This is a genomic window from Nonomuraea sp. NPDC003709 (assembly GCF_040610775.1).
GTDB lineage: Bacteria > Actinomycetota > Actinomycetes > Streptosporangiales > Streptosporangiaceae > Nonomuraea > Nonomuraea angiospora_A.
The window spans coordinates 26,664-51,829 of record NZ_JBEXMW010000003.1; the positions used below are offsets into that span (position 1 = coordinate 26,664).

Below are 25,166 nucleotides of genomic sequence, written 5' to 3' on the forward strand. Positions count from 1 at the left end.
TCACCAGCCAAACCCTGATCACGACGCTGCGCAGACGACATGGGCGCTCCGATAATGCCGTCCACCTGCGGTTCATCCGGCCGTGTCCTCACCGATATCCATGGACGTCAATATTGATGTCTATGGATATGTTGAAGGTGCTGGACTGCTGCTCGCCGCTGGCGCGTGAGCCCCTGGGCGAGGAAGAGTCGGCGACGTTGGCGCGGGTGTTCAAGGCCCTGGGCGATCCGGTACGGCTGCGCATCGTGTCGATCGTGGCCAGCCACCAGGGCGGCGAGGCCTGCGTGTGCGACCTGACCGCGAGCTTCGACCTGGCCCAGCCGACGATCAGCCACCACCTCAAGGTGCTCAAGGACGTCGGCCTGCTGACCAGCGAACGGCGCGCCTCGTGGGTGTACTACCGAATCGTGCCGGAAAGGCTCGCCGAGTTGTCCGCGCTGCTGGCGGCGCCCGTGGAGGTGGGCAAGTGAAGCGCCGTTTGCTGGCCGAGTTCCTCGGCACCGCGCTGCTGGTGACGGTGGTGGTGGGCTCGGGGATCATGGCGCAGACGCTGTCCCCGCAGGATGTGGGGCTGCAGTTGCTGGAGAACTCCACCGCCACCGTCTTCGGCCTGGCCGTCCTCATCGTCATACTGAGCCCAGTCTCCGGCGCTCACTTCAACCCGGTGGTGTCGCTGGCCGACTGGTGGCAGGGACGTCAGAGCGGCCAGGGCCTGTCCGGCAGCGAGCTCGGCAGCTACATCACCGCCCAGGTGCTGGGCGCCATCGGCGGTGCGGTGCTGGCCAACGCGATGTTCGACAAGCCCGCGGTCACCCTGTCGGTCACCCAGCGATCGAGCGCGCATCTGTGGCTGGGAGAAGTGGTCGCGACCGCCGGCCTAGTGCTGGTGATCTTCTGTCTGACCCGGTCGGGTCGTGGGGCCGTCGCCCCGCTGGCGGTGGGCGGCTACATCGGGGCGGCCTACTGGTTCACCTCCTCCACCAGCTTCGCCAACCCCGCCGTCACCATCGGCCGGGCCTTCTCCGACACCTTCGCCGGCATCGCGCCCGCCTCGGTGCCCGGCTTCATCGTGGCCCAGCTGGTCGGCGGCGTCATCGGCCTGGCGTTGGTGCATGGCCTGTTCGGTCGCCCTGAGGTGGGTACCGCAGAGTCGGTTGTGCCCCATCAAGAGGCGCGCTGACCAGCGGCCGCTTGACATCGAGGAATGCCTCAATAATCATTGACTCAATGAACGTTGATGGGTTTTCCTCGCTGGAGGCCCGGGCTCGGGTGCACGCGGCGCTCGGCGACCCGGGCCGGCTGGCCATCGTGGACCGGCTGCTGCTGGGCGACGCCTCCCCGGGCGAAGTCGGGCAGGTACTCGGCCTGCCCACCAACCTGCTCGCCCACCACCTGAAACTGCTGCAGGACGCGGGCGTGATCGAACGCCGCCGCTCCGAAGGCGACCGCCGCCGCACCTACCTGCGCCTAATCCCGCAATCCCTGTCCGGCCTGGTGCCCGCGGCGGCCCGTCCTGCCCCGCGCATCGTGTTCGTCTGCACCCACAACTCCGCGCGCTCCCAACTGGCCGCCGCCCTGTGGGCCCGCGCCAGCGCCGTGCCAGCCACCTCGGCGGGTACGGCGCCCGCACCACACGTACACCCCCGTGCCCTCGCCCTCGCCACACGCCACGACCTGGACCTCGGCCACGCCACGACCAGTCACGTGGATCAGACACTGCGCCCCGACGACCTGGTCGTAGCCGTCTGCGACACCGCCCACGAGCAACTCGCTGACCTCGAACGGCTGCACTGGTCCATCCCGGACCCGGTCCCCACCGGCAGCGACGAGGCGTTCGAGCGCGCCTACACCGATATCGCCGACCGCGTGCAACGGCTGGCACCCGCCATCCATCCGCCCCAGGAGTAGCCATGCCGCAGACCTACCGCCGCCTGGACCTGTCCATCGATCAGCAGCACGCCCTGCTCACGGCCGCCCGCCGGCTCGGCGAGGAGTTCACCGGCACGTTCGGCACCGAGACCATCGAGCGGTTCCTGCACACCAGCTACGACCAGTTCGCCCTGCACAGCACGATCCCCAACTACCTGCCGCTGCTCGCCGAACGCTTCGCCCGCCAGCGCCTGAACGCCCTGGCCCGCGTCGAAGGCCACAACGACGGGCGGCCCATCGTCTTGTTCCTGTGCGTGCATAACGCCGGACGCTCCCAGATGGCCATGGGCTTCTTCCAGCACCTGGCCGGGGACCACGCGCTGGCCTGGTCCGGCGGCTCGGAGTTCGCCAGCGAGATCAACCCCGCCGCGGTGGCGTCGATGGCCGAGCGGGGTATCGACATCTCCCGCGAGTTCCCCAAGCCGTGGACCGAGGAGATCGTCCGTGCCGCCGACGTCGTGGTGACCATGGGCTGCGGCGACGCCTGCCCCGTCTACCCGGGCAGGCGTTACCTCGACTGGGAATTGGATGACCCTGAGGGCAAGAGCGTCGAGGACGTGCGGCTCATCCGCGACGAGATCGAACGCCGAGTGCGCCGCCTGCTCAACGACCTCGAAATCCCCGTGGCCTGAAGACGGAAACAACCGAAAGGAACCAACTCTTGAGCAGCAAGCCCAGCGTCCTGTTCGTCTGCGTGCACAACGCCGGCCGCTCCCAGATGGCAGCCGGCTGGCTCACCCACCTGGCGGGCGATCGGATCGAGGTCCGCTCCGCAGGATCGGCGCCCGCCGACCAGGTCAACCCGGCCGCGATCGAGGCGATGCACGAGGTCGGGATCGACATCACCGCCGCCCATCCCAAAATCCTCACCGTCGATGCGGTCGAAGCCTCCGACGTGGTCATCACCATGGGCTGCGGCGACGCCTGCCCGATCTTCCCGGGCAAGCGGTACGAGGATTGGAAGCTCGACGACCCCGCAGGCCAGGGCATCGAGGCCGTACGCCCCATCCGCGACGAGATCCGCACCCGGATCGACAAGCTGATCAGCGAGATTCTGGCCGGAGATTGAGCCCCAAGGGAGGGCAGGAAGGTGACTCATCTATCGATGGGCCGAGCCGCAGCACACACGCCGCTGCGCCGCGGTGAATCGCCATGACGACGCCAAACCCGCCTCCCCACGCACGAGAGGCGTTCAGTTCGGCGCAGGAGATGGCGCAAGAGGTCATCGCCCTGTTCGTGGAGGTTGTCGTCGAGCGTCATCGACTGCTCGACGCCGACCATCCCGACACCCTGTCCAGCCAGGGCCTGCTGGCAGGCGTGCTGGAGTCGACGGGCCATACGCAAGACGCCATCGCCCTCCACGAGGTGACCCTCGCCTGCCGTCAACGGCTGCTAGGCGCGGATCATCCCGACACGCTGAGCAGCCCTAACGACCTGGCCCGCGTCCTTGCCGCGACAGGGGCGAAGGACCAGGCCGTCGCGCTCTACCGAGGGACTCCCGCCGTCTGCGAGGAAGCATTCAGCCGTGATCAGGCGAACAGCCTCGCAAGCCTTAACCAGGCACGCGAACAGCGGAAGCCCTGGTGGCGACGCGTCATCCTGAGATGACGCGGAGCCATCACCACCGTTTCGGTTCTCGGGGACACGTTCTGAACTGGCACCAGCCGACCGCAAAGGATCAAGGCATGTCCGTCTCTGACGTCTTGGCGCTGGAACCGGCTCCCATTCGGGCACGCGATGAGGCGGTGCCCGGCCCGCCGATCGACCGCGAGGTCGCCGAGCGCACCGCAGACCTGCTCCGGGTACTCGGCGATGCCACGCGGCTACGCATCCTGAGCCTGGCCGCCGCAGGCGACTGCACCGACGCGACGGAGCTCGCCCAGCGCCTCGGCGAGCCCCTCACCACCGTCACCGCGCACGTGAAGGCCCTGGTCGCCGCAGGCGGCCTGGACGTCTGCCACGTCAACGAGACGCCGTCCTACTGCGTCACCCGGGTGGCGATAGCCCAGTTGGTGCGCCCGCCGCGATGAGGTCAGGGCAGCAGACCGCGGAGCGCACTCATCGCCTCGGGGACGACGGCGTACCAGGACCATTTGCCACGCTTGTCCCGGGTGAGCAGCCCCGCCTCGACAAGGATCCTGAGATGGTGGCTCACCGTGGGCTGGGTGAGTCCGAGCGGGGCGGTGAGGTCGATGACACAGGCCTCGCCGGTCGGGCTACCGGTGATCATGCTGAGCAACTGGAGTCTGGTGGGGTCGGCGACCGCTCTCAACGCCTCGGCGAGCCGTTCGGCCTCTGACCGCGGCAGCGGTTCGGGACGGGCGGACGCGGAGGTTTCGGCATGGCTGTGCTCGTCCTGGTCGATCAACGGCATCCCGTCCTGCTCCACCCGATCAGTGTACGGAGCGCACCGGGAGGAGGCCGCACTCAGTCACCGGGATGGACGATGCGATAGCCCACACCGCGCACGGTGCAGATGATGGTGGGATGCGCCTGGTCGTCGCCGACCCTGCGGCGCAGCTGTTTGATGTGCACCGCGATGGTGTCTCGCCGGTCAAGTCGACAACGCGGGCCTCCTCGCGGCCAGCCACTGCACGATGCTCAAGCTTGGAGTCGGTTGGTGATCTCGGTGACCATCTGACGGGCGGTACGGCCTGCGCCGATCAGGGTGGCGGAGGCGGAGCCGGTCCAGTCTCCGTAGCCAAGAAGGTGCAGGCGCGGCTCGCCGACGGCACGGGTGCCCTCCGTGGGGATGAGACCGTCGGGCCTGCGCAGTCGCAGTGGGGCCAGGTGTCCGAGGGCGGGGCGGAAGCCGGTGCACCAGATGATGGCGTCACAGGCCAGCTGGCCGCCGTCGGCCCAGGTGACGCCGGTGGGGGTGATCCTGTTGAACATGGGCTCGGCTTTGAGCGCTCCGCGATCGCGTGCCTCGCGCACGGCTGGCACGGCGACGATGTCGCCCAGGCCGCCGACCCCCTCATCGCACTGCCCGGCCAGAGCGGCACGGTGGCGGCGGGAGGCCAGGTCGAACAGCGCCCGGCCGTCGATGTCGTCGGGCAGCAAGCGCGGCGGGCGCCGGGCCACCCAGGTGGTCTGCGCGGCAGTGGAGAGTTCGGCCACGATCTGGGCGGCGGAGTTGCCGCCGCCGACGACCACCACGCGTTGGCCGCGGAAGGCCTCGGGATCGCGATAGTCGACGGTGTGCAGTTGCCTGCCCCGGAAGTCGCTGATGCCTGGGCAGTGGGGGACGTACGGGCGAGACCAACTGCCCGTCGCGCTGACCACGATCCTGGCCGCCCAGTCCCCCTGATCGGTCTCGGCCAGCAGACGGTTCGCGTCGGGCCGTACCGCCTTCACGGTCACGGGGCGGACGATGGGGAGTTCGTAGCGCCGTTCGTAGTCGGTGAGGTAGGAGACGGTGTGGGTGGCGCTCGGGTAGCCGCCGCCGGGCGGCTGCGGCATCATCCGGCCGGGCAGCGAGCTGTAAGGGGCGGGCGAGAACAGCTTTAGGGAATCCCAGGTGTGCTGCCAGGCGCCGCCTGGCCGGTCCTGACCGTCCAGGATGACGAAGTCGGCTTTCGCGCGGCGCAGGTAGTAGCCGGCCGACAACCCGGCCTGTCCTCCACCGATGACCAGGACGTCGACTCGACGTGTCATACGGTGGCGGGTTCGGCCAGCGGGGTGAACAGCGCACCGAGGCGGGCCACCTGCGTGGGGACGATCCAGTAGTAGACCCACGTGCCGCGCCGCTCGCTGCCGATCAGCCCGGCCATACGCAGCACTTTGAGGTGGTGGGAGATGGTGGGGGCGGTCAGGTCGAAGGCGTCGGTCAGGTCGCACACGCAGGCCTCCCCGCCCGGGTGCGAGCCGATCATCGACAGCAGGCGCAGCCGTACGGGATCGGCGACGGCCTTCAGCAGGATGGCGAGGTCGGCCGCGTCGCTTTCCGAGAGCGGCTCGCGGGCAATGGGGGCGCAGCACACTCCTGCGGTGGCGGTCACGACGACACCTCCTGCTTAGATATTTGTCTAAATGATAGGCGATGGTAGACGACCAGTGTGAACGCGGCGATCCCACACGCTGCGGTGACGGCCCCCATCACCCAGGCGTATCCGATGAGCTGGGCCAGGGCGACAGCCCCTAAGGGGGCCAGTGCCTTGTCGGCGACCGAGAACAGCGCGATGCGGCCGGACAAGGTGGCGTAGGCGGCGGTGCCGTACCGTTCGGCGAGCAGGTGCGGCAAGGTGATCGTCCCGACGCCGAACCCGATTCCGAACAGCAGCACGCATGAGATCGCGCCCGGCACGCTGGCGCCGATGAGCGGCAGCAGCAGCGCTCCTATCCCTTGCAGGGCGAAGATCGTGGCCGCGACGGTGGCCGCTGCCCACCGGCGGCGCAGGCCGGTGGTGACCAGGCGGCCGGTCACCGAGAGCACGCCGAGCAGGCCGGCGATGGCGGCGGCGAAGACGGGGTTGTGGCCGAGGTGGACGAGGTAGGTCACCAGCAGGACCGCGATGGTGGCCGCCGCGCCGCCGTGGGCGGTGAAGGCCGCTGCCAGCAGCCAGAACGGCCGGGCGCGGACGGCGGCCTTGACCAGGTCGGTGCGGGCCGCCGCTTTGGCCGTGGCTGCGTGGTCGGGGCGGCGGCGCAGTACCAGGGCGTGCAGCGGGATAGCGAGCGTGCCGTAGCCGATGGCCAGGATGGCCAGCGCTTGACGCCAGCCGTACTGCTCGACCAGCAGGCCGGTGAGCGGCAGGAAGATGGAGGAGGCGAACCCGGCGACGATGGTGAGCGCCAGCAGCGCGTTGGCCCGGCCGTGTCCGTCGAACCAGCTGACGATGACGGCGAAGGCGGGCTCGTACAGCACCATGGCCGAGGCGATGCCGATGGCCAGGAAAACGCCGTACAGCTGGGGCAGCGTCTCCACGCGTGACCAGGCGAGCACGGCCAACGTGCCAAGCACTGAACCCACGCTCATCAGGCCGCGGCCGCCGCGGGCGTCCAGCCAGCGGCCGACCAGCGGTGCACATAGCGCGGTGGTGAGTACGGCCAGAGTGAGCGCGGCGGCTACTTGCGTACCGGCCGCTGCCAGGTCCCGCTGCATGGGGATGAGGAAGACCGAAAAGGCGTAATACAGCACGCCGTAGCCGATGGTCTGGGTGACGGCCAGCGCGGCCACGATCCGCCATCCGTGGAAGGAGCCGGATCGGCCGCCGCCCCGTGTCGTGGGGGCGGCGGCCTTGGCAGTGGAGCTCACGAGCCCCCACGGCCGTCCGCCGTGGTCCGCCACGCGCCGTTACCGGACTCGGCGGTGTCGGTGCTGGGGTATCTCTCGGACACGTTCAGTCTCACGTCAGCCGCAGCAACCGCCACCGCTGGACACGGTGACCAGCGGGAGCGGGGTGGACAGCAGTCCGCCGCTGATGCCGGTGGCCAGGCCGACGCGCTGTTCCTGGGCCTCGGCCAGCGAGGAGGAGCACACGCCCGTCTCCGGCAGGTCGAGCTGGACGTCTCGGGCCGCCTCCCAGTCCCCGGCCAGGGCGGCCACGACCGAACGGACCTGCTCATAGCCGGTGGCCATCAGGAAGGTCGGGGCGCGCCCGTAGCTCTTGACGCCGACCTCGTAGTAGCCGGGCTCGGGGTGGGCCAGCTCGTCCACACCATGCGGTGGAACGGTGCCGCAGGAGTGCTGGTTCGGGTCGATGAGCGGGGCGAGCTGCCGGGTGGAGCCGAGGATGGGGTCCAGGTCCAGGCGCAGCTCGGCAGCGATGGAGTGGTCGGGGCGGTAACCGGTCGCGCTGATGATCCGGTCCACGACGATCGACTGCTCGGCGCCGGACGGGTCGCGGCTGATCACCTCGACCCCGCCGTCCACGGCGGCGACGCGGTGGGCGAAGAAGCCGGTCACGAGCTGGATGCGGCCGGAGGCCACCAGGGCGTGCAGGCGGGTGCCGAGCGCGCCGCGCGCGGGCAGGGCGTCGGCCTCGCCGCCGCCGTAGGTGCGGCTGGCGTTGCCCGCGCGGATCGCCCAGGTGATCGGGGTGTCCTCCAGCTGGGCCAGGGTGAGCAAGGTGGTGGCGGCCGAGTGGCCCGCGCCGACAACGAGAACGCGTGTGCCTTCGTACCGGTCTCGGTCGGTGCCGAGCACGTCGGGCAGGGCGTGGTCGATCAGCTCGGCGACAGTCTCCTCGCCGTGGGCGGGCAGCCCGCTCGCGCCGAGCACGTTGGGGCTGACGTAGGTGCCGGAGGCGTCGATGACGGCTCGGGCCTGCAGTTCCTGGCCGTCGTCCAGGCGGATCAGGAACGGCGCCTGCTCGCGGCCGTTGGTGCGGACCCGGTCGTAGCCGAGGCGGCTGATCGCGGTCACCTTCGAGCCCAGGCGGACCCGGTCGCCGAACAGTTTGACTAGCGGGGCCAGGTAGTCATCGATCAGCTCGGCGCCGGTCGGCAGCCATTCGGCGTCCGGTGCGCTCCAGCCGTCTGCTTCGAGCAGGCGGCGGGCGGCGGCGTCGATGTTGAACTTCCATGGGCTGAACACCCGCACGTGCGCCCACTTGGCGACGGACGCCCCTGCCTGCTCCCCTGCCTCCAGGACGAGGAAGTCGAGGCCGCGTTCGGCCAGTTGCGCGGCGGCGGCCAGGCCGACTGGGCCGGCGCCGATCACGACCACGGGCAGGGTGTCGGTCTGCTCGGCCGTGGTGAACTGCTCGATCTCGATCGCGGTGGTGCCGCAGCATCCATCACTCATGAGTGTTCTCCCTGATGAGACGGGACTCCAGGGGCGAGCCGCCACCCCTTGGATAGATGTTCTTCTAATTAGTCGGCAGCATGCCTCACTGATTAGAGCTATGTCAAATTAGAGCTATGTCGAAGCAGCCTGGTTGCCGACAGGGGCCAGCTTGCGCAGCAGGTAACGGGCGTCGGCGCCGACGCCGCGCAGGCTGTTGGAGGCCGGCGTGCGTTGCCACTCCAGCCCGAGGTAGCCCAGGCCGCGGTGCGTGGTCGACAGCCCGCCGGCCTGGCGCGGGCGACCATCGCCGCTCAGCGCGCCCAGCGGTGCCAGGTAGTCCAGGTTGGGGCGGTAGCCGGTGGCCAGCAGCACCACGTCGACGCCTTCGCGGCGACCATCGGCCCACTCCGCCTTCTCGCCGTCGAGGCGGGCGAACATGGGACGACGCTCCAGTCGACCCGAGCGCAGCGCCTCGCGGTAGCGTCCGGGGTCGAGTACCGGCCCAGTGGGTGGGCGGTCGGCGCGGCGCAGCGGCAGCCGGTCAAAGCCCGTCACGCGAAACCAGAAGTGCACGTCCTGGCCGAGCGGGCGTTGCGGCAGGAACCGAATCGGGGCACGGCTGACCAGCGTGACGGTGGCGTGCTCGGCGAGTTCGTAAGCGATCTGGACGGCCGAGTTGCCCGCGCCGACCACGATCACGCGCTGTCCCGCCAGCGCCTCAGGAGCGCGGTAGTCGGCGGCATGCAGGATCTGCCCGGTGAAGCTCTCCTGCCCGGGAAGGGCGGGCCGGTAGGGCCGGCCAAAGGAACCTGTGGCGGAGATCAGGCGCGGCACGGTCACCTCCTGGCCGTCGGCCAGGCGCACTACGAAGCCGTGCCCGCCGTCTGCGGTTGCCTCGATGACGCGGGTCCCGGTACGGATCTCGGTGCCCCGCCGTACGAGACCGGCCGCGTACTGCTTCAGGTAGGCGACCACTTCATCGCGGTGCGGATAGCGGTGTGGATCTCCTTCGAAGGGCAGGCCGGGCAGGCTGCTGTAGCGAGCTGGGGAGAACAGGGCCAGGCTGTCGTAGTAGTGCGGCCAGGACCCGGCGGCCCGGTCGGCTGCCTCCAGCAGCACGGGCCGTAGCCCTGCTTCGAGAGCGGCGTGTGCGGCGGCCAGTCCGGACTGCCCGGCCCCGACGATTAGCACGGATTCGGTATGGATGGACATGCCCGAAACGTATCGTCATTTTCTAATATGTCAATATGTTGATGTGAACGATAGGGTGCAGACGGAAGGGAGCAGGCATGGCCGAGACCACAACATCTTCCGCAGGGTCCACCACCCCGGCTACGCCCGAAGCGATGGCGCCGTCTTGCGCGTCGAGCGGGCCGGACGGCGCCTCATGCGCACCGCAGCTGTCCCAGGCCACCCACGACTTCCTCAAAGCGCTGGCCAACCCGGGCCGCCAGCAGATCATGCTGCTGTTCGCCCAGGGCGCCGAGTTGTCGGTCAACCAGGTCGCCGAACGCGCCGGCATCAGCCAGTCCGCCGCCTCCCAGCAACTGGCCCTGCTGCGCCGCGGCGGCATCGTCACCTCCCGCCGCGACGGCAAGGAGGTGCTGTATCGCGGCGACCGCGACAGCGTCGCCCGCACCCTCGGGGATCTGCAGACCTATCTGCGCTTTTGCTGCTGACATCCGCCGCCTGAGCGTGCGCAACCCCCAGCACGCACGCCTTGTCCTCCTGGGCGGGGCCTACGGACTCAAGGGCTCTCCATCGCCACCCACCTGCCACACGGCCAGTATCCGAAGCCTTCGGCCAGGAGGCGATCGCTCCCTGGTGCAGCCCTCAACGGCTCGGGGCAATTTGCCCCTCCGTCGTGATGTGCAGGACGTCCGGGTGGCCAAACGCTCGCAAGATGTCCCCCACCAGGCGCGGCGGTGGCCACAAAGGGATGTGCTGGCCGCCGCCAGTCCGTCCAGAGGCGCAGCCCTGTGGGTGCCAGAAACTCGGCCGCCCTACGCGACCTGCGCATATTTATGGATCAGGCCGCCGAGGCGATCACTGCGAGTGCCGAAAACTGCGTCCAACGATCCGACCTGCAAGTCTTCGATATACAAAGATCACCTCTTAAGCAACCGCTCAAACATTGTTGAGCGGTTACTCAAGCCTGTCCCGGCAGCAGGCTGTCATCATGCGACAGCGTCCCAGGTCAGGGGGCTGGAGGAGTTTGGCGCCCTACAGACCCGTATCAAGACCATTCGGCGATTCCACTTCCCTGATCACTAACTCTCGACACGATGGAAGCACCTGTACCACCGTCCGGAAGTAGACAAGAACCCGTGGTTCGCCAACCGCTTCAGCTGACTAGCCGTCTCCTGTAAGTGTCTCCTGCACGTCGTATCAGCCATAGATGGGGTAGGAAGATGTCGTTAACTACCGAAGAGCGAGCTGCAGTGCTCGCCCTGACCAGAGCCACTCCAGGCCCCTGGAACCGCACTGCCCGCGTCATCGCGGCGCGGCGAAGCGCCCTACGTCTGATGGACAGCGATTTCGCTGGCCTGAGCAAGCGAGACGAGACGCATGCCACAGAGCTCGTTGCCCGACTGCAGCCTAACGACCATACTTGGGCCAAGAATCTCATCGCGGCAGCTCATGCCCAAGGCGCCCAGTTGGTCACCGTACTGGAGCCGGAGTACCCGTCGAACTTCTACTTCGCCCACAACGTCCAGCCCTTCCTGTGGGTCCGCGGCGGACTGCTGGCCGAGGACTACCGATCTGTCGCCGTGATTGGCGATAGCGACTACACCATCGCCCAAGCCTGCGAGGCAGCTCGAGCTCTGGTGGAGGCCGGCCTGACCGTCGTGGCCGCGCTGCGCTCCGATGTAGACGCCGCCATCCACACCGCCGCCCTGCGGGCCGGTGGGCGCACCATCGCGGTTTTGGCGGGGGGCATCACAATGCCTATCGGTCCGGTTGAGCACGCCAATGTGGCCGAGAAGATAGCCCGCAGCGGGGCGGTCGTCTCCCAGTTCTGGCCCGACGCCATACCAACCAGCAAGACAATCGAGCTGTCACGTGTCGTGACCAGCGGATTAGCTGATTCCGTCTATGTCGTTGACGGGCATGATGGTGGCCCTTCTCACCTTCAAGCTGAGATCGCTCTCGATCATAGCAAGCACGTGTTTGTGCCCCACAAGCTTCACCAGGAACAACAGTGGGTCAGCCGGATAGGTTTCAGGGGAGGTATCACTGCCGTTCAGGACATTGACGACCTCACGAAGCAGGTCGTCAATGTGGTAGATATGACCCCTCGTATGACAGCCCTGTGATCATGGATGTTCACCGCGACTTGATGGAGCGGTACATCCGTCACCTTAGGAATGTTCCGGCTGTACGCCCCGGAGTCTGCCGGATCTGCCACTCGGGGCCAAACGACGATCTCACCGGCAAGCCGCACCCGATCTGCGCTGGCTGTGAAGTTGTCCTGCGAGAGGTATCCCAGCCGACGATCCACGTTATCCCGATTTCTCTGTGTGTTGATACCGAAGAGCGGGGATCCCAGCTATACACATATGTGTCCTACTACGATCAGCCTCCTCCAGCGCCAGACAGCATTGACCTCATGGCGATCCTCGGCGATGTCACAACGCGCTTCTACCGTCGTCACGCCTCATGTTTGCAGGAGTTGGCTGGCGGCAACTTCACGATGGTAACCACGATGCCTAGACCTGTTCTTCATCAGGCTTGGCAGTTCACCCCATGCAGCGACTCGTTCAACAAATCCCCGATCTTTGGGATCTGTACGACGACATTCTTTCGCTGGGCCGAGGCGCGGCAGCCCTCCTTGACCATAAGTCCCACGAATATGCGTTTGAGGCATCAAAGCGAGTAAAGGGCGAGAAGGTACTGCTATTAAGCGAGCTTTATGTATCCGGGGGATCGGTGCAGAGCGCGGCTTCGGCGATGACCCGTGCCGGGGCCGACGCTGTTGTTGCTCTTGTGATCGCGAGACTGATTGATCAGAGTTACAACGATGCGAATCGCTCAATTTGGGCAAATGCCTCGGCCGAGCGTTTCTGCTTCGATCGCTGCTGCCTGTGCGACACATCGACTGGACCTGCAAGTCAGGCTGCTCAATACAATGCCCACGGGTGACCAAACTAAGCGGCGATCCATCAACGACGGACGCCGCGCTGGACTCAACCCATACTGCTCTGATCAGTCCTCGCCTGGTTCTTGATTTTCGTCCGTTTTTGCTTTCAGCGGAAGGAAAGCGCGCATTTGATCAATGAAAGGGCAGACGTTACCACGGACTTTCAGAATCAATCCAAGCTCCTCCAGAGCGTTCACGTCCCGACTCACCGTCCGTCTGGTCTTCCCTGCATATTCACGGGCAAGACGAGGTGTAAGCTCTGGGATTTTGCTGATGGAGGTCCACTCGCCGATTGGAAGATCTAGAACCAGATGCCGTTGACGGACGCTAGCAGCGGTATGGCCGTCAGTGACCGTCTCATGAACGAAATTAACCCAGGCTACCATCAACTGCTGTGCTTGAATCGTCCTGACTTGTTCACGTAGCTCGTCGACGAACCCCTGCAGAGCATAGTAGAGGAAGCCGACCGGACCGTAGGGCAGCATGCTGCTGTCTTCTAGGACCTGATAGTAGCGCGTACGAGTGCGCATATAAAAGTTCGCCGGCAGATGGGCGGCGAGATTTGGCACGCCCGCGTGGAGGAGCAATTGGTATTCCACCAGTCGCGCTGTACGCCCGTTACCGTCCCGGAACGGATGGATCCACGCGATGTACAGATGAGCAAGGAAGGCCGACAAGATCGCAGCTGGCTGCTGTAACTCCGGACCTGCAACTCTAGAGATCACCCGCAACCATTTGCATAGCTGATCAAGTAGGTGCTCGCAGTCCTCCGGCGGCGCCCCTCTATAGTTACCGACGAGTACGCTCTCGGCCCGCACTTCGCCCGCTTTCATACTGCCGGTCCCCGGGACGTCACGCAGAACGAGCCGGTTGAGCTCCTTGACACGCTCAGGGGTCAGAGCAAGCGACCTTCTGCTCTCTAGGTCGGACTCGATCAGGTCGTAAGCGTCCACGATGTTGTCGACTTCTTGGCCGAGGTACTCCAAGGATGGCGGAAGATCGAGTTCGTTGCGGACTCGCCGAAGTACCTCGCCTTCCGACAGCGTGTTTCCCTCGATGCGGGTGGTCGCGTGAGCGCTCCTGCTGAGGAAGATTTGGTTGAGCTCATCGGCTAGCTGCGGCTGGAGGGGGGCGCCAGCGATGTGCGCCACCTTGGAGAGCACCTCGCCGAGGAGCATCCAGGTGCGGTAGTCGAGCTGTTCGCGGGGGTCGAAGTCGAACGCAATCCATGGATGCGATCGCGTGAAATGTCGGCTCATGTGTCCAATTCTATGCCATCCATATGCGCAGGTAGAAGGGCATTTAGGAGATCGTTACCTGCCAGTATGTCTCATCATGTGTCCACATGTGTGTCTCCAAGGGTGTCTAATGGATCGTGTGGAAGGCAAGGGCGGATCGAAGGCAGGGAAGACTGTGGCTGAGAGTCCAGGAGAGCTCATCCTCTATACGACAGTGGACGGACGGACGCAGGTACAGATGCGTGCCGTTGACGGAACGGTCTGGCTCTCGCAGAGCGAGATGGCGGAGCTGTTCAGTGTCACGCCTCAGAACGTCGGACAGCACGTCCGCAACATCTACGAGGATGAGGAGCTGCCAGAGCAGGCAACTGGAAAGAGTTTCTTTCTAGTTCGTCAGGAAGGCGAACGGCTCGTTCGCCGCGAGATCCACTGCTACAACCTCGAGGTCATCCTTGCGGTCGGCTACAGGGTGCGTTCCCCAAGAGGTACCCAGTTCCGCCAGTGGGCCACGACGACGCTCCGCGAATATCTGGTCAAGGGCTTCGTGATGGACGACGACCGCCTGAAGGACCCGGACAGCATCGACTACTTCGACGAGCTGCTCGCGCGCATCAGGGACATCCGGGCGTCCGAGAAGCGGTTCTACCAGAAGGTGCGCGACGTCTTCAGCACCAGCGTCGACTACGACTCCAAGGCGCCCACGGCGAAGAAGTTCTTCGCCTCCATCCAGAACAAGCTCGTCTTCGCCGTCACAGGGCATACCGCCGCCGAACTCGTCCTAAACCGTGCCGATCCCGACAAGCCGAACATGGGGCTCACCTGCTGGAGGGGAGACAAGGTACGCAAAGAGGACGTCAGCATCTCCAAGAACTACCTCAACCACGAGGAGATGGAGATGCTCAACATCCTCACGACCCAGTTCCTGGACTACGCAGAACTGCAGGCTCGCCGACGCAAGGCCATGACGATGGCCGACTGGGCCAAGCAGGCCGACCGCTTCATCGAGATGAACGACTTCGGCGTCCTAAACGGCGCTGGCAAGGTGTCTCACGACGCCATGCTCGCCACTACGAATCAGAAGTTTGCGCTGTTCGACAAGCGGCGCAAAGAGATCGCCGCGGCGCTCGCCGAAAAGGAGCATGAGGCGGAGACGGCCCGCTTGCTCCAGGAAGCAGAGGCGGTCGAGTCTGTTCTCGTCGACCTGGAGGCCATCGAGAACGACATTCGTGCCGCCCGAGACGAGTAAACCTCGCGGTTCCGGATTCCTGAGGTCGGAAGTGCCTTCAGGAGTTCGCAGGAGTCGTTGTGGAGGCTGGCGTGAGCACGACGACTCCATTCAACGCAAGGAGCCCGGAGGCAATCTGCAGCGCGCTCTCTACGAAGCCGAGGATGACACCATCGCACCAACATCCCGATGGCCCCGTTCCGGCGCCCTGCTTTCCTGAAGACCCGCCCGCACGTCGACGTCATTGCCGAGCATGGCGCCGCCTTTGATCTTCTAAAGACGTAGGTGAATTCTTCATGTCCGCTACCCGCCGAGAGCTGGTCAGCCCGGCTGCTCGTATCGCCGCGCGTAGACTGGCTTCCAGTGTGGTGCCCCGGGAGATCGATAACCTGTGGGAGTCCGAAACTTCGCCCCTCAGCCGCCTAGCCCGGCGCACAATGACCTAGCTGGTTGAGAATCTTCTCCATTTGGCATGTCCGGAAACCCGTTGCGCTGTGCATGCCAACCGACCACTCGACGAACCGGAGTCATAGCGACTCCTGGTCTAGTCATACTCAAGTACTTCGGCAAGCGTGCAACGATGACTCTCCGTGACAGTCATATCGTTCTACGCATTGAGCCGTTCCTCGCGAATAGTTTCTGCCAAGATGGCGTGACGCTTGGCGCACCTGTTGAAACGTGCTCAGCAATATCGCCTTCTACAATGTCGAATTTGTACCATATGGACGGATGTATCAGATTGCACATCGAGAGCGTTACCCTACGAAACTTTCAATGTTTTGGCCCCACCCCGACGGTTATCGGTATTGGTGACGGATTTACGGCATTCATCGGCGCCAACGGGGCCGGCAAAACCGCAGCCTGCCAAGCTCTGCTTCGACTGTTCGGCATCAGCGCCAGTGATCGAGGCGTCCGTGCCGACGACTTCCATGTGCCAGCAGGAGAGACCACTCCACCTGAAAGTCGGAACCTGACTATCGAGGCAGTGCTTGCCTTCCCCGAACTGGAGGAGGAGAGCGACCTGGGCAACATCACGGTCCCCGAGTTCTTCCACCGCATGGCCTCCACCGCCGATGGAACGTTCAAATGCCGCATCGTCCTGAAAGCAACGTGGGAAGCTGATGGCACCCTCGACGGCTCGGTGACCGAAACGTACGAAACCGTCTTGACCCTCGATGAGAAGTATGGCAGCGACGCCACCCACCCACTGCCGCCCGCTGAGCGTTCGCGCATCCAGGTGATCTACGTTCCGGCGTCGCGTGACGGCGCCCGCCAGCTGGCCACGTTTCTGCGCAGCCGGATCTGGCGAGCCGCACGCTGGTCGCCGGAGATTCGCGACCTTGTAACACAAGCCACCGCAACGATTACGAACCACTTTCACGCCGAGCCAAGCACCAGCGTTGTGGAGGCGGCGCTGGCGAGCCGATGGCAGGAACTCCACGACGCCGACACACACGCCGTGCCCCGGCTACGCCCGCTAGAGGGCAACCTGGCACAACTGCTGCGTGACACCGAGCTGGTGTTCGAGCCGACACACACCGGCAGGCCCCGATCAGCTGAAATGCTGAGCGATGGGCAGCGCTCTTTGCTTCATCTGGCGCTTACCGCAGCTGCTCTGGATATCGAGAGCGGCCTGGCTGAGGGAGTACACGCCGACAAGTTCGACCTAGGCTCCGTCCGGCTGCCCAGCCTGACAGTCGTCATCGTGGAAGAACCAGAGAACAGCCTGTCACCGTTCTACCTATCGCGCATCGCCGGCCAGCTGAAACAGCTTAGTGCCAACCCCCGCGCCCAAGCGATCATCGCCAGCCACTCCGCCGGAGCTCTGGCGCGCATCGAGCCCGAAAGCATCCGCTACTTCCGGCTGGCCGCCGATACCGGCACCGCATCAGTCCGGCCCATCACCCTTCCCGAGGAAAGCAGCGAGGCCGGCAAATACGTGCGCGAAGCGGTCAGGGCACATCCTGAGCTCTACTTCGCCCGGTTCGTCGTCCTGGGAGAAGGCGATTCGGAACAGATCGTCATCCCTCGCATCGCTGAAGCACAGGGCATCGCGCTCGATCCGTCCTTCGTAGCGATGGTCCCGCTCGGCGGACGCCACACCAATCACTTCTGGAAGCTCCTCAACGACCTCGACATCCCCCATGCCACACTCCTGGATCTCGACTACGGCCGTTCCGGAGGCGGCCCCGGGCGGTTGAGAGACGCTTGTACTCGGCTGCTGGACCAAGGCGTCGACGTATTGGCCGGCCTGGACGAATATGAGAGCGTCGCTGAAATCACCTCTGACATCACCTACGACCAGGTCGAAGAGGTCGCAACGCACCTGCGTTCTTTCGGCGTGTTCTTCAGCAGCCCTCTCGACCTCGACCACAGCATGGTCCGTGCTTACCCCGATGCCTACAAGGTCCGCACCGGCAACGAACGGGGCCCCCACCCCTCCAACGCACACGAGAGCGTATTGGGCGCCGACCACCCCGTCACCTCCTACTGGGATTCAGCGGATCAAGCCGACAAGGATGACCGCGACGACGAACTGCGCTGGTACCGATACTTGTTCCTGTCCCGGTCTAAGCCCAGTACCCATTTGAGCGCGCTCACGCGGTTGAACGATGACCAGCTGAAACACGGCCCGGAAGCTCTCAACGAGCTGGTCGCCTACATCCAGCGGAAGCTGGCCCTATGATCGGCAGCCCAAGCCCGGCACGAGACACCGATGCGTGGCGTCCGGTCGGAATCGACGACCTAGAGCCCGCTGCCTGGCAGGTGGTGCGATCGACGGTGTCTACCTCCGTCACTGCTGGTCCCGGTGCGGGAAAGACCGAACTGCTCGCCCAACGAGCTGCCTACCTGCTCCAGACCGGTGTATGCCCGTCCCCTCGACGCATTCTCGCGATCTCCTACAAACGCGACGCCGCTGCCAACCTTGGCAACCGGGTCCGTTCACGGATTCCCGAGCACGCGTGGCGGTTCGACTCGATGACCTTCGATGCCTTCACCAAGAGCCTCCTCGATCGATTCAGACTCTCCTTGCCAGCCAGTTGGGCCATGCCTGGTGACTACATCATCGAGTACCCCTCCACGAGGCAAGTCGAGGTGTTTCTCGCCCAGCTGCGGCGGAACACTCCTCCGGCCCTGCAATCGACGATCCAGACTTTCGCGGCCAGAACTTTCCTTCCTCATGTGGTAGGCGGATGGGATCTACCTCTCGTACGGCCCGAGGGCGCTCCGCGCGATCCGGTAGCCTTCGCTGCCCTCGCGTGGTGGCGCCGACACTATCTGGCCGCCGCTCAGCCCCGCCTCGACTTCGTCATGATCAACCGGCTGGGGGAACTGCTGGTGCGAGCCATCCCCCGGCTGGGTCGGGCGCTGCGCCTGACCTACCCGTTCGTTTTCGTCGACGAATTCCAGGACACCACATCGGCGCAGCTCTCCTTCCTACGCTCACTGTTCGCCGCCCCCGATGTCACCGTTGCCAACTCCGCCCTCGGGAACTCTGACCGCCCGGTCGCTGCCTACTCTGGGTTCGCCCACAGGCCGACGGTCACCATCGTCGGCGACCGTAAGCAACGGATCATGGGATTTGCCGGAGCGCTGCCCAACGCCTTCGAATCCTTCGCTGCGGACTTCGCCCCCGAAAGTCATGAGCTCACCTGGAACTTCCGGTCATCGGAATCACTGGTGGATCTGCAGCACATCGTCGCGCGCCAACTGGACACATCAACGACGCACGCAATCTCCAAAGCCAAGCATCCGCACACAGACGAGCCGGGCGGCCTATGGATCTTCGGCAACCGCCAGAGCGAAGCTCAGACCATAGCCAAATGGATCGCAGACGACATCGCTACGTCGAAACGGGCAGCGTCAGACTTCGCACTAGTCGCTCGGCAGAAGGTCGCCGACATCGACCTCCTCTTCCAGCCCGAGCTAGCCCATCACGGCATCCGCCTGCGTAACGACGACGCCAGCGTCGGAAAAATGAAGCTACAGGACCTCCTCAAGAACGAGGTCGCCCAGCTCCTCATCGGGTTGCTGCGCCTGGCGGCCACGCCCGCCGGGCTCCCACAGGTATGGATGGACGTGGCCACTGCCATGGGACGTATCTGCGGAGCGACAGGCGAGGAAGCAGCAGTCCGCGCCCTCAGCGACGAACTCTCCCATCTCATCGTCGCACTGCGCAGTTGGCTCAACGAACATCCCCCGACCCAGGCGCTCCTACCCGAGACCCTGGAGCGAGTAGTGGCCGCGATCGGATTCGACGCCCTCAGCCGCTACAACCGCGGCGAAAAACTCCCGGACATCCTCGAGTGCGTTCACGCCCGGCTACGTCAAGTCACCGATCCTGCGCTCAACTGGCCAGCCCTCCTTGAAGAGTACGAGGCCGCAGATGCCGTCAGCCTGCTGACCATCCACCGCAGCAAAGGACTCGAGTACCACACCGTCTTCTTCCTTGGCCTCGACGACGAGCAGTGGTGGGCGCATACAAAGGATGTGCAGGGCTCAACATCGGCGTTCTTCGTCGGGCTGTCCCGCGCGGCCCAGCGCCTGGTCTTCACCAGTACGTCCCCGACAGCCCGCACAGGCGGAATCGCTGACCTTTATGCGCTGCTCGACCAGGCGGGTATCCGTGAGCGAGTGGTCACTACTCAGGCATGGCCTGAAGCCTGACCTGCGCCGCTCGGATATTGGGTCACGTGATCTGAGCTGCGGTTAAGCAACGTGATGGCATTGGCTGCTCATTCTGCGAGGACGTATTCTTCGGCCGTCGGATCGCAGATGGTTGAGATCGTCACCTCGCAGACTCCGAGCTGCGCCCGCCAGAGAGGAAGGCCGAATCATCTTTGACCGGGAAACAAAGGGCCGCGTTCAAAGTCCGTCTCTCCGCACCAGAACCAGCGCCGCATGACACCCACCGCAGGCGAAGACCAAAATACGGCCAGAGTGGAACCGATCGAACAGTCAAAGGTTCACCACGAGCTATGGCGGGCGGCCATGGACCCCGCGCTCACGTGCTCGTCGCATGCTCTTCGGCCAACGGCACCGACGAACACGGGGCGACATTCTGGGGCATTACAAAAGGGACAAAAATAAAGAGAGTGTCACAATTGAACGCTCTGAGGCAGGGGCCGGCATAAAAGCTGGCAACTTTTAATCCGTAGGTTCCGGGGTTCAGGTCTCGGGCACCCTGCCACCAATGACCTGGGCGGACTCTGCATCCGAGATCGGCTGCAAGCCTTCCTGGCTCGCGAACGCAATCTCCGGCCAATGACTACTCGGTGGCTGCTCGTACGCGTTTGATCTGCCGGAAAACTCGAGCCTCCTCACGAAAGGCTGGCCACACGCCACCCTGCTGAAACAGGGACAAATGGCGCAGAATACCCGATGGTCAAGAACGGGTGGTTGCTCGGTGGTTACTCGCGTGCACGCGGTACAGCACAGCAGCCACCATCACTTCCCGACACGGCGGTGGGGAGAATTCCGGCGGCAGCGATAGAAAACAGCACTTCGCGACACTGAGCGACACCGAGGGTACCTACTCATGGCTGCGGAGGTTTCGTCCGACACCGCTTGTTGGCGAGTTCTGACACCGCCGGGCACGTGTCGGTGCCGCGGATGTTGGTTTGCGTCGACACCGCTTCCGCGCCCGACGGGTGTCAGGTTGTCCGCTGCCTTGTGGCTTGGGCCAGACGGTAGGAGTCGGTGCCGGTCTCGAGGATGGTGCCGCCGAAGGTGAGTCGGTCGACGATGGCTGCGCATAGCCGGGGGTCGGTGAAGGTCTTGGTCCAGCCGCCGAAGGACTCATTGGACGCGATCGCGACCGAGGCCTTCTCCTCACGCTCGGTGAGAACCTGGAAGAGGAGTTCCGCGCCGCGGCGGTCGAGTTGCATGTAGCCGAGTTCGTCGATGCAGAGCAGGTCGACGCGGCCGTAGCGGGCGATGGTTTTCGCCAGCGTCATCTCGTCGGCGGCCTCGACGAGCTCGTTGGCAAGCTGGGTCGCCAGGGTGTACTTGACCCGGTAGCCGGCCATGGCGGCCTCGGTGCCGAGTGCGATCAGCAGATGGGACTTGCCGGTGCCGGAGTCCCCGATCAGACACAGCGGCTGTCCCTTCTGGACCCATTCGCACTTGGCGAGGGTGTGGATCACGGCGGGATCGATGTTGGGGTTGGCGTCGAAGTCGAAGGCCCGCAGGGACTTCTCGCGGGGGAACTTGGCGGCCTTGATCCGGCGTTCGGACCGGCGTCGGGCGCGATCGTCGCACTCGGCAAGCAATAGTTCGGCGAGGAACCCGCGGTAAGACATCTGCTCACGCCCTGCCTGGTCGGCGTAGTTGGTGAAGGAGTTGCGGATGGTGGGCATTCGCAGCATCCGGCACGCTTGGTCGATCGCGGCGTCGGCTGCTTCTTCGGTCATTCCACGGCGCTTGGTGGTCACGGTGCGGTTCCTTCGTTCGGGGTGTCACGTCGGCTGGCCAACAGCTGGTCGTACTTCTCCACGCTCGGCAGCGGCCGAGTGTCGGCCGGGATGTGGGCGCGGAGCCGGCGCTCGGTCAGCGATCGCACGGCAGGGATCTCGCCTTCTCCGCGTGCCCTGTCGCCGCTCATCAGGGACTGGTGGTCCGCTGTCGTGTCGTCGGCTCCGCCATCTGCTGTGTCGTTGTACTTGCGCGCTTCCAACGCGACAGCGTCCGCGGTGAGCGCGCCTGCACGCAGCGCCGTCGCGAGTCCGGCGACGACGTGGTCGTGTGGAAGGTGCCGGTGCAGCATCAGGACCTCAATGAGGGCACGGGTGCCGTCGGCGTCACCGTGGGCCTTGCAGGCCGCGGTCCACCAGGCGTCGTGAACGGGCGTGAACCGCCCGGATGCCCTGGCCTGCTCCAGCGCTTTCGCACCGGGTAGCGCGCCCGGTTTGCGGAGGAGGGCCTCGAGATAGTGGTCCAGGTCGACCCGGGTCGAGCCCTTGGTCATGAGCCGTTCGTGGCGGGCGATCTCGGTCCTGCCGTCGAACACGACCAGGTCGCTGGCGTTCAGGAGCACCCGGGCTTGACGGCCGACCATGCGCGCGGGCACGGAGTACTTGTTCATCCGGACCGTGACCTGGGCGTACCGGTCCACGCGCGGGGTGAACCAGCGGCCGGTCTCGAACGGCTCGGTCGGAAGGGGCGCGAGGAGTGGCTGCTCGGTGGCGAATCGTTCACCGACCGTGCGGGCGCGGGACCCGATCCGCCGGGCGTCGTCGGCTTCGTCCCAGGCGTCGACCATAGCGTTGAGCTCGGCGAGGGAGTCGACTTCTGGGATGGGGACGAGGTGGTTGCGTCGGAACCAGCCGATCTGCCCCTCGACGCCGCCCTTCTCGTGCGCACCTTGGATTCCGGGCTGGCAATAGAAGGCTTCGATGCCGTAGTGGGAACGGACGGCGGTCCACCTGTCGGCCTCGACCCGCTGGCGGGAGAACCCGATCACGCTCGCGACGGCGGCCTTGAGGTTGTCGTAGCGGATCTTCCCGGTCGGCACCCCGCCGAGCACGTTGAAGGCGTGGACGTGACCCTCGAAGAAGGCTTCCTGCCCAGCCGAGGCACTGACCCTGTGCACGGCCTTGCCCGAGTAGGAGAGCCGAAGGCTGAACAGCGCGCAGGTTACGAGCTCGCCGCGCAGGCGGATGGCGACGTCGCCGAAGTCAACCTCGGCCTCGCGGCCCGGGCGGTGCTCTTGCGGGATGAACGCGTTGGCAGGTTCCCGTCCGACCTCGACGCGAATCTCACGGCGTCGGGTGGCGACGTACTCGCGGACCATCCAGTACGACACCACCCCGGCCCCGTCATGTTCGTCAAGCAGTCGATCGAAGATCCGCTTCGCCGTGTGTCGCTGCTTCCGCGGCGCGTCGAGGTCCGAGCGCAGCCAGTCGTCGATCACCACTCGGTACGCGTCAAGCCGTGAGCCGCGTTTGGGCGGTTGCTTTCTCTCCTTCGGCCATGCAGATTCCAGCGCCGCTGTCACGGTTCGGAAGCCGACGCCGTGCTTGCGCTGCAGCGCGCGGTTGGACATCCCAGATCGGGCATCCCGTCGGATCGCCGCGTACAGGTCGACCCGGGAACGCGGCTGCGTCATCGGTGGCACTCCTGATGTGAGCACGCCGTGGGCACGACTTTCGGCACCGGGGCCACCGCCTGGGAACGGTGACCGCATGCGACCACAGCCCGGAATCACTGGCCCTACCGAGGTGCCTGGTCATGTGCTGCGCAGGGCTTCGGTGGGCGGTACTGAGTCGGCCCGGAGCGGAGGGTACGACCGACGACGGAGCCGATGAGCAGCGAGTAGGCCAGGTCGAGTCCCACTGAAGCCCAGGTCAGTACGACGGCCCGGCCTTGCGTGGTGACGAAGACGTTGGTGACGAGCACGCCCAGGATCAGGCCTGTGATGCCGCCGACGACATCAACCTCGACACCACCTGTCCGCCCCGTGTCCCTGGCGCGACGAAGATCTGCTTGCGCGGTGCCTAATCGGTCTTCCCGCAACACCTCGCAGGCCCCTCAGTGTTCGCTGCTGAAGAACCGTAGCAACAGCGGGCCGACGGTCTGTGGGTCGACGACGTGATCCGGCCCCTCGAGGGTCTCCCGTTGAGCGTGGGGTAATTGGTCTGCAAGCTCGTCGGCTGCGCGGTCGAAGAAGTCCGAGGGCAGGCCTGCCATATAGGGGACCGTGATCGGTCCTCCGGTGGTGACCAGGACCGGTTGGGTGACCGTTGCCAGTCGATCGGCCGGCAATTGGTAGCGGTTGAGGAAGACGCTGTCGTGGACCAGCGTGGGCGCGAGGGCGACCGAATGCGCCCAATGCGCCGTCTGCTTGCCTGCCGCTTTCCTGGCCGCGATGTTGTCGTCGGAGGCGCCGCTCAAGCGCATGAACAGTTCGAGAACCTCCTCGTCTCGCCCGGCGTCGAAGGCGCGTCGGGTGTCCGCGACGTACTCCTCGAATCGCTGGCGGATGTCGTCCCCGACCGCGTAGGGCACCTCCCACACGGCGATCGTGTCGATGGCTGACCCGGCCGCGGCCGCTTCCAGCGCCAGCGCGCCACCAGAGGACGCCCCGAACAGGTGTGCCGAGCCGCCCGCCTCCGCGATCAACGCATCCAGGTCCTCGATCTCCCTCTCCACGGCGTACGGCTCGGTGAAGCCGCTCGCGCCGCGTCCCCGACGGGCATAGTTGTAGACCGTGAAGTGCTCGGCGAGAGCCGGCGCCAAGGGAGCGTTCTCCACCCCCTCGTCGAGTGCTCCGCCCACCAGAATGACGGCCGGACCGCTTCCTTCCCTGTCGTAGGCGATGGTGGTGCCATCGTTTGATGTCACGCGAAAGGCCATCTCGTTCATCTCACATCTCCGTTCGAGAGGTTTGTCTCAGCGCCTGAGCAGCGTGCCGACGACGGCCTCGGTGCGCGACCACCGCGTCCTTGCGATCACGGCCGCCACGACGAGTAAGGCGAGCGGCAGCCAAGGGCTCTGCTCGAGCACGAACTGATCGGTGATGACAGCACCGGTCAGCAATGCCGCCAACCCGAGACTGGCCAGGCCCGCCAGAGCCGGGATCAGAAGTCCAACCCCTCCCGCGACCTCCAGCGCTCCGACCAGGTACCGGAGCCACTGGCCAGCCCCGATGTCGGCGAACATGTCCACCATGACCGGGTCGCCGGCGAGCTTCGAGATTCCGCCGCCCGCGATTATCGCCGCCAGCACGACTTGCAGAATCCAGACCCCGATGCTGCTCGCCCGCCCGGGCGTGTGCGCAACGGTTTCCGAGTTGTTCTTGGGGATGGTGCTCATTCGGCTCTCCTTGTCGTGTCCGGGCCTGGTACCGGTGATGGCGTTGGCCGAGTGGGCCGGGTTGTCGGAGTTGATTTCGACCAAGTGCTC

At 65.4% G+C, this 25,166-nt stretch carries 25 protein-coding genes; 13 read left to right on the plus strand and 12 right to left on the minus strand.

What is annotated here, in order from left to right:
• The first annotated feature begins 122 nt into the window (after nucleotides 1-122).
• The 7 genes from ABZX61_RS08755 (at nucleotide 123) to ABZX61_RS08785 (ending at nucleotide 3,959) form a co-directional block, all read left to right on the plus strand.
• Nucleotides 123-470: a metalloregulator ArsR/SmtB family transcription factor gene (locus ABZX61_RS08755; RefSeq protein WP_355192794.1), complete on the plus strand. Its 348-nt coding sequence runs from the start codon at nucleotides 123-125 to the stop codon at nucleotides 468-470.
• On the plus strand, nucleotides 467-1,180 hold the full coding sequence (locus tag ABZX61_RS08760) for an MIP/aquaporin family protein (protein ID WP_355192796.1): 714 nt from the start codon (nucleotides 467-469) through the stop codon (nucleotides 1,178-1,180). Before ABZX61_RS08755 ends, ABZX61_RS08760 begins: the two co-directional genes overlap by 4 nt.
• A gap of 47 nt (nucleotides 1,181-1,227) precedes the next feature.
• Nucleotides 1,228-1,908, plus strand: a complete 681-nt coding sequence (locus ABZX61_RS08765) for an ArsR family transcriptional regulator (protein ID WP_355192798.1) — start codon at nucleotides 1,228-1,230, stop codon at nucleotides 1,906-1,908.
• A gap of 2 nt (nucleotides 1,909-1,910) precedes the next feature.
• Nucleotides 1,911-2,561 (plus strand): arsenate reductase ArsC, encoded by a 651-nt coding sequence (locus ABZX61_RS08770; RefSeq protein ID WP_355192800.1) that lies wholly within the window; start codon nucleotides 1,911-1,913, stop codon nucleotides 2,559-2,561.
• 29 nt (nucleotides 2,562-2,590) lie between these two features.
• Nucleotides 2,591-2,998: an arsenate reductase ArsC gene (locus tag ABZX61_RS08775; protein WP_355192802.1), complete on the plus strand. Its 408-nt coding sequence runs from the start codon at nucleotides 2,591-2,593 to the stop codon at nucleotides 2,996-2,998.
• Nucleotides 2,999-3,081: 83 nt separating this feature from the next.
• A complete protein-coding gene (locus ABZX61_RS08780) occupies nucleotides 3,082-3,537 on the plus strand; it encodes a tetratricopeptide repeat protein (RefSeq protein WP_355192804.1) in 456 nt (151 codons plus the stop codon).
• Between the two features lie 77 nt (nucleotides 3,538-3,614).
• The gene (locus ABZX61_RS08785) at nucleotides 3,615-3,959 is read left to right on the plus strand and encodes a helix-turn-helix domain-containing protein (RefSeq protein WP_355192806.1); all 345 of its coding nucleotides are present in this window, start codon (nucleotides 3,615-3,617) and stop codon (nucleotides 3,957-3,959) included.
• Nucleotides 3,960-3,961: 2 nt separating this feature from the next.
• Here the strand turns inward: ABZX61_RS08785 and ABZX61_RS08790 are convergent, their stop codons facing one another.
• The 7 genes from ABZX61_RS08790 to ABZX61_RS08820 all read right to left on the minus strand — a co-directional run bounded on the left by ABZX61_RS08790 (nucleotide 3,962) and on the right by ABZX61_RS08820 (nucleotide 9,871).
• A complete protein-coding gene (locus tag ABZX61_RS08790; protein ID WP_355192808.1) occupies nucleotides 3,962-4,318 on the minus strand; it encodes a metalloregulator ArsR/SmtB family transcription factor in 357 nt (118 codons plus the stop codon).
• A gap of 38 nt (nucleotides 4,319-4,356) precedes the next feature.
• On the minus strand, nucleotides 4,357-4,470 hold the full coding sequence (locus tag ABZX61_RS08795; protein ID WP_355194039.1) for a helix-turn-helix domain-containing protein: 114 nt from the start codon (nucleotides 4,468-4,470) through the stop codon (nucleotides 4,357-4,359).
• 60 nt (nucleotides 4,471-4,530) lie between these two features.
• A complete protein-coding gene (locus ABZX61_RS08800; protein ID WP_355192810.1) occupies nucleotides 4,531-5,586 on the minus strand; it encodes an ArsO family NAD(P)H-dependent flavin-containing monooxygenase in 1,056 nt (351 codons plus the stop codon).
• On the minus strand, nucleotides 5,583-5,930 hold the full coding sequence (locus ABZX61_RS08805; protein WP_355192812.1) for a metalloregulator ArsR/SmtB family transcription factor: 348 nt from the start codon (nucleotides 5,928-5,930) through the stop codon (nucleotides 5,583-5,585). The genes ABZX61_RS08800 and ABZX61_RS08805 overlap by 4 nt, the downstream gene beginning before the upstream one ends.
• Nucleotides 5,927-7,108, minus strand: a complete 1,182-nt coding sequence (locus ABZX61_RS08810; protein ID WP_355192814.1) for an MFS transporter — start codon at nucleotides 7,106-7,108, stop codon at nucleotides 5,927-5,929. The genes ABZX61_RS08805 and ABZX61_RS08810 overlap by 4 nt, the downstream gene beginning before the upstream one ends.
• Nucleotides 7,109-7,282: 174 nt before the next feature.
• Nucleotides 7,283-8,677, minus strand: a complete 1,395-nt coding sequence (locus ABZX61_RS08815) for an FAD-dependent oxidoreductase (RefSeq protein WP_355192816.1) — start codon at nucleotides 8,675-8,677, stop codon at nucleotides 7,283-7,285.
• 114 nt (nucleotides 8,678-8,791) lie between these two features.
• A complete protein-coding gene (locus tag ABZX61_RS08820; protein WP_355192818.1) occupies nucleotides 8,792-9,871 on the minus strand; it encodes an NAD(P)-binding domain-containing protein in 1,080 nt (359 codons plus the stop codon).
• Between the two features lie 77 nt (nucleotides 9,872-9,948).
• Between ABZX61_RS08820 and ABZX61_RS08825 the strand changes: the two genes are divergently transcribed.
• The 3 genes from ABZX61_RS08825 to ABZX61_RS08835 all read left to right on the plus strand — a co-directional run bounded on the left by ABZX61_RS08825 (nucleotide 9,949) and on the right by ABZX61_RS08835 (nucleotide 12,802).
• Nucleotides 9,949-10,338 (plus strand): metalloregulator ArsR/SmtB family transcription factor, encoded by a 390-nt coding sequence (locus ABZX61_RS08825; protein ID WP_355192820.1) that lies wholly within the window; start codon nucleotides 9,949-9,951, stop codon nucleotides 10,336-10,338.
• A gap of 846 nt (nucleotides 10,339-11,184) precedes the next feature.
• Nucleotides 11,185-11,976 carry a DNA-processing protein DprA gene (locus ABZX61_RS08830; protein WP_355192822.1) on the plus strand — a complete coding sequence of 264 codons (792 nt, stop codon included), beginning with the start codon at nucleotides 11,185-11,187 and terminating at the stop codon, nucleotides 11,974-11,976.
• Nucleotides 11,977-12,406: 430 nt separating this feature from the next.
• The gene (locus ABZX61_RS08835; RefSeq protein WP_355192824.1) at nucleotides 12,407-12,802 is read left to right on the plus strand and encodes a hypothetical protein; all 396 of its coding nucleotides are present in this window, start codon (nucleotides 12,407-12,409) and stop codon (nucleotides 12,800-12,802) included.
• 63 nt (nucleotides 12,803-12,865) lie between these two features.
• On the opposite strand, the gene ABZX61_RS08840 is transcribed toward ABZX61_RS08835, so the two are convergent.
• On the minus strand, nucleotides 12,866-14,059 hold the full coding sequence (locus ABZX61_RS08840; RefSeq protein ID WP_355192826.1) for a Fic family protein: 1,194 nt from the start codon (nucleotides 14,057-14,059) through the stop codon (nucleotides 12,866-12,868).
• Nucleotides 14,060-14,177: 118 nt separating this feature from the next.
• Here ABZX61_RS08840 and ABZX61_RS08845 point away from each other — a divergent pair, with 118 nt between their 5' ends.
• The 3 genes from ABZX61_RS08845 to ABZX61_RS08855 all read left to right on the plus strand — a co-directional run bounded on the left by ABZX61_RS08845 (nucleotide 14,178) and on the right by ABZX61_RS08855 (nucleotide 19,931).
• Nucleotides 14,178-15,284: a virulence RhuM family protein gene (locus ABZX61_RS08845; protein ID WP_355192828.1), complete on the plus strand. Its 1,107-nt coding sequence runs from the start codon at nucleotides 14,178-14,180 to the stop codon at nucleotides 15,282-15,284.
• A gap of 718 nt (nucleotides 15,285-16,002) precedes the next feature.
• Nucleotides 16,003-17,949: an AAA family ATPase gene (locus ABZX61_RS08850; protein WP_355192830.1), complete on the plus strand. Its 1,947-nt coding sequence runs from the start codon at nucleotides 16,003-16,005 to the stop codon at nucleotides 17,947-17,949.
• Complete coding sequence (locus tag ABZX61_RS08855) at nucleotides 17,946-19,931, plus strand: ATP-dependent helicase (RefSeq protein ID WP_355192832.1); 1,986 nt, start codon at nucleotides 17,946-17,948, stop codon at nucleotides 19,929-19,931. Before ABZX61_RS08850 ends, ABZX61_RS08855 begins: the two co-directional genes overlap by 4 nt.
• A gap of 986 nt (nucleotides 19,932-20,917) precedes the next feature.
• Here ABZX61_RS08855 and istB read toward each other — a convergent pair.
• From istB to ABZX61_RS08875, 4 genes are all read right to left on the minus strand, one after another.
• The gene (istB, locus tag ABZX61_RS08860) at nucleotides 20,918-21,697 is read right to left on the minus strand and encodes an IS21-like element helper ATPase IstB (protein WP_355192834.1); all 780 of its coding nucleotides are present in this window, start codon (nucleotides 21,695-21,697) and stop codon (nucleotides 20,918-20,920) included.
• On the minus strand, nucleotides 21,694-23,370 hold the full coding sequence (gene istA, locus ABZX61_RS08865) for an IS21 family transposase (RefSeq protein ID WP_355192836.1): 1,677 nt from the start codon (nucleotides 23,368-23,370) through the stop codon (nucleotides 21,694-21,696). The genes istB and istA overlap by 4 nt, the downstream gene beginning before the upstream one ends.
• 422 nt (nucleotides 23,371-23,792) lie before the next feature.
• Nucleotides 23,793-24,626, minus strand: coding sequence for an alpha/beta fold hydrolase (locus ABZX61_RS08870; RefSeq protein ID WP_355192838.1), 834 nt, complete (start codon nucleotides 24,624-24,626; stop codon nucleotides 23,793-23,795).
• A gap of 27 nt (nucleotides 24,627-24,653) precedes the next feature.
• On the minus strand, nucleotides 24,654-25,076 hold the full coding sequence (locus ABZX61_RS08875; RefSeq protein ID WP_074946215.1) for a DoxX family protein: 423 nt from the start codon (nucleotides 25,074-25,076) through the stop codon (nucleotides 24,654-24,656).
• Nucleotides 25,077-25,166 lie beyond the last annotated feature (90 nt).

Excerpts from the sequence above, each read along its gene's own strand:
- ABZX61_RS08755 (WP_355192794.1), top strand. The coding sequence starts at position 123 with ATGGATATGTTGAAGGTGCTGGACTGCTGCTCGCCGCTGGCGCGTGAG.
- ABZX61_RS08765 (WP_355192798.1), top strand. The coding sequence starts at position 1,228 with ATGAACGTTGATGGGTTTTCCTCGCTGGAGGCCCGGGCTCGGGTGCAC.
- ABZX61_RS08770 (WP_355192800.1), top strand. The coding sequence starts at position 1,911 with ATGCCGCAGACCTACCGCCGCCTGGACCTGTCCATCGATCAGCAGCAC.
- ABZX61_RS08780 (WP_355192804.1), top strand. The coding sequence starts at position 3,082 with ATGACGACGCCAAACCCGCCTCCCCACGCACGAGAGGCGTTCAGTTCG.
- ABZX61_RS08785 (WP_355192806.1), top strand. The coding sequence starts at position 3,615 with ATGTCCGTCTCTGACGTCTTGGCGCTGGAACCGGCTCCCATTCGGGCA.
- ABZX61_RS08800 (WP_355192810.1), bottom strand. The coding sequence starts at position 5,586 with ATGACACGTCGAGTCGACGTCCTGGTCATCGGTGGAGGACAGGCCGGG.
- ABZX61_RS08815 (WP_355192816.1), bottom strand. The coding sequence starts at position 8,677 with ATGAGTGATGGATGCTGCGGCACCACCGCGATCGAGATCGAGCAGTTC.
- ABZX61_RS08820 (WP_355192818.1), bottom strand. The coding sequence starts at position 9,871 with ATGTCCATCCATACCGAATCCGTGCTAATCGTCGGGGCCGGGCAGTCC.
- ABZX61_RS08825 (WP_355192820.1), top strand. The coding sequence starts at position 9,949 with ATGGCCGAGACCACAACATCTTCCGCAGGGTCCACCACCCCGGCTACG.
- ABZX61_RS08830 (WP_355192822.1), top strand. The coding sequence starts at position 11,185 with ATGGACAGCGATTTCGCTGGCCTGAGCAAGCGAGACGAGACGCATGCC.
- ABZX61_RS08835 (WP_355192824.1), top strand. The coding sequence starts at position 12,407 with ATGCAGCGACTCGTTCAACAAATCCCCGATCTTTGGGATCTGTACGAC.
- ABZX61_RS08840 (WP_355192826.1), bottom strand. The coding sequence starts at position 14,059 with ATGAGCCGACATTTCACGCGATCGCATCCATGGATTGCGTTCGACTTC.
- ABZX61_RS08855 (WP_355192832.1), top strand. The coding sequence starts at position 17,946 with ATGATCGGCAGCCCAAGCCCGGCACGAGACACCGATGCGTGGCGTCCG.
- istA (WP_355192836.1), bottom strand. The coding sequence starts at position 23,370 with ATGACGCAGCCGCGTTCCCGGGTCGACCTGTACGCGGCGATCCGACGG.
- ABZX61_RS08870 (WP_355192838.1), bottom strand. The coding sequence starts at position 24,626 with ATGAACGAGATGGCCTTTCGCGTGACATCAAACGATGGCACCACCATC.
- ABZX61_RS08875 (WP_074946215.1), bottom strand. The coding sequence starts at position 25,076 with ATGAGCACCATCCCCAAGAACAACTCGGAAACCGTTGCGCACACGCCC.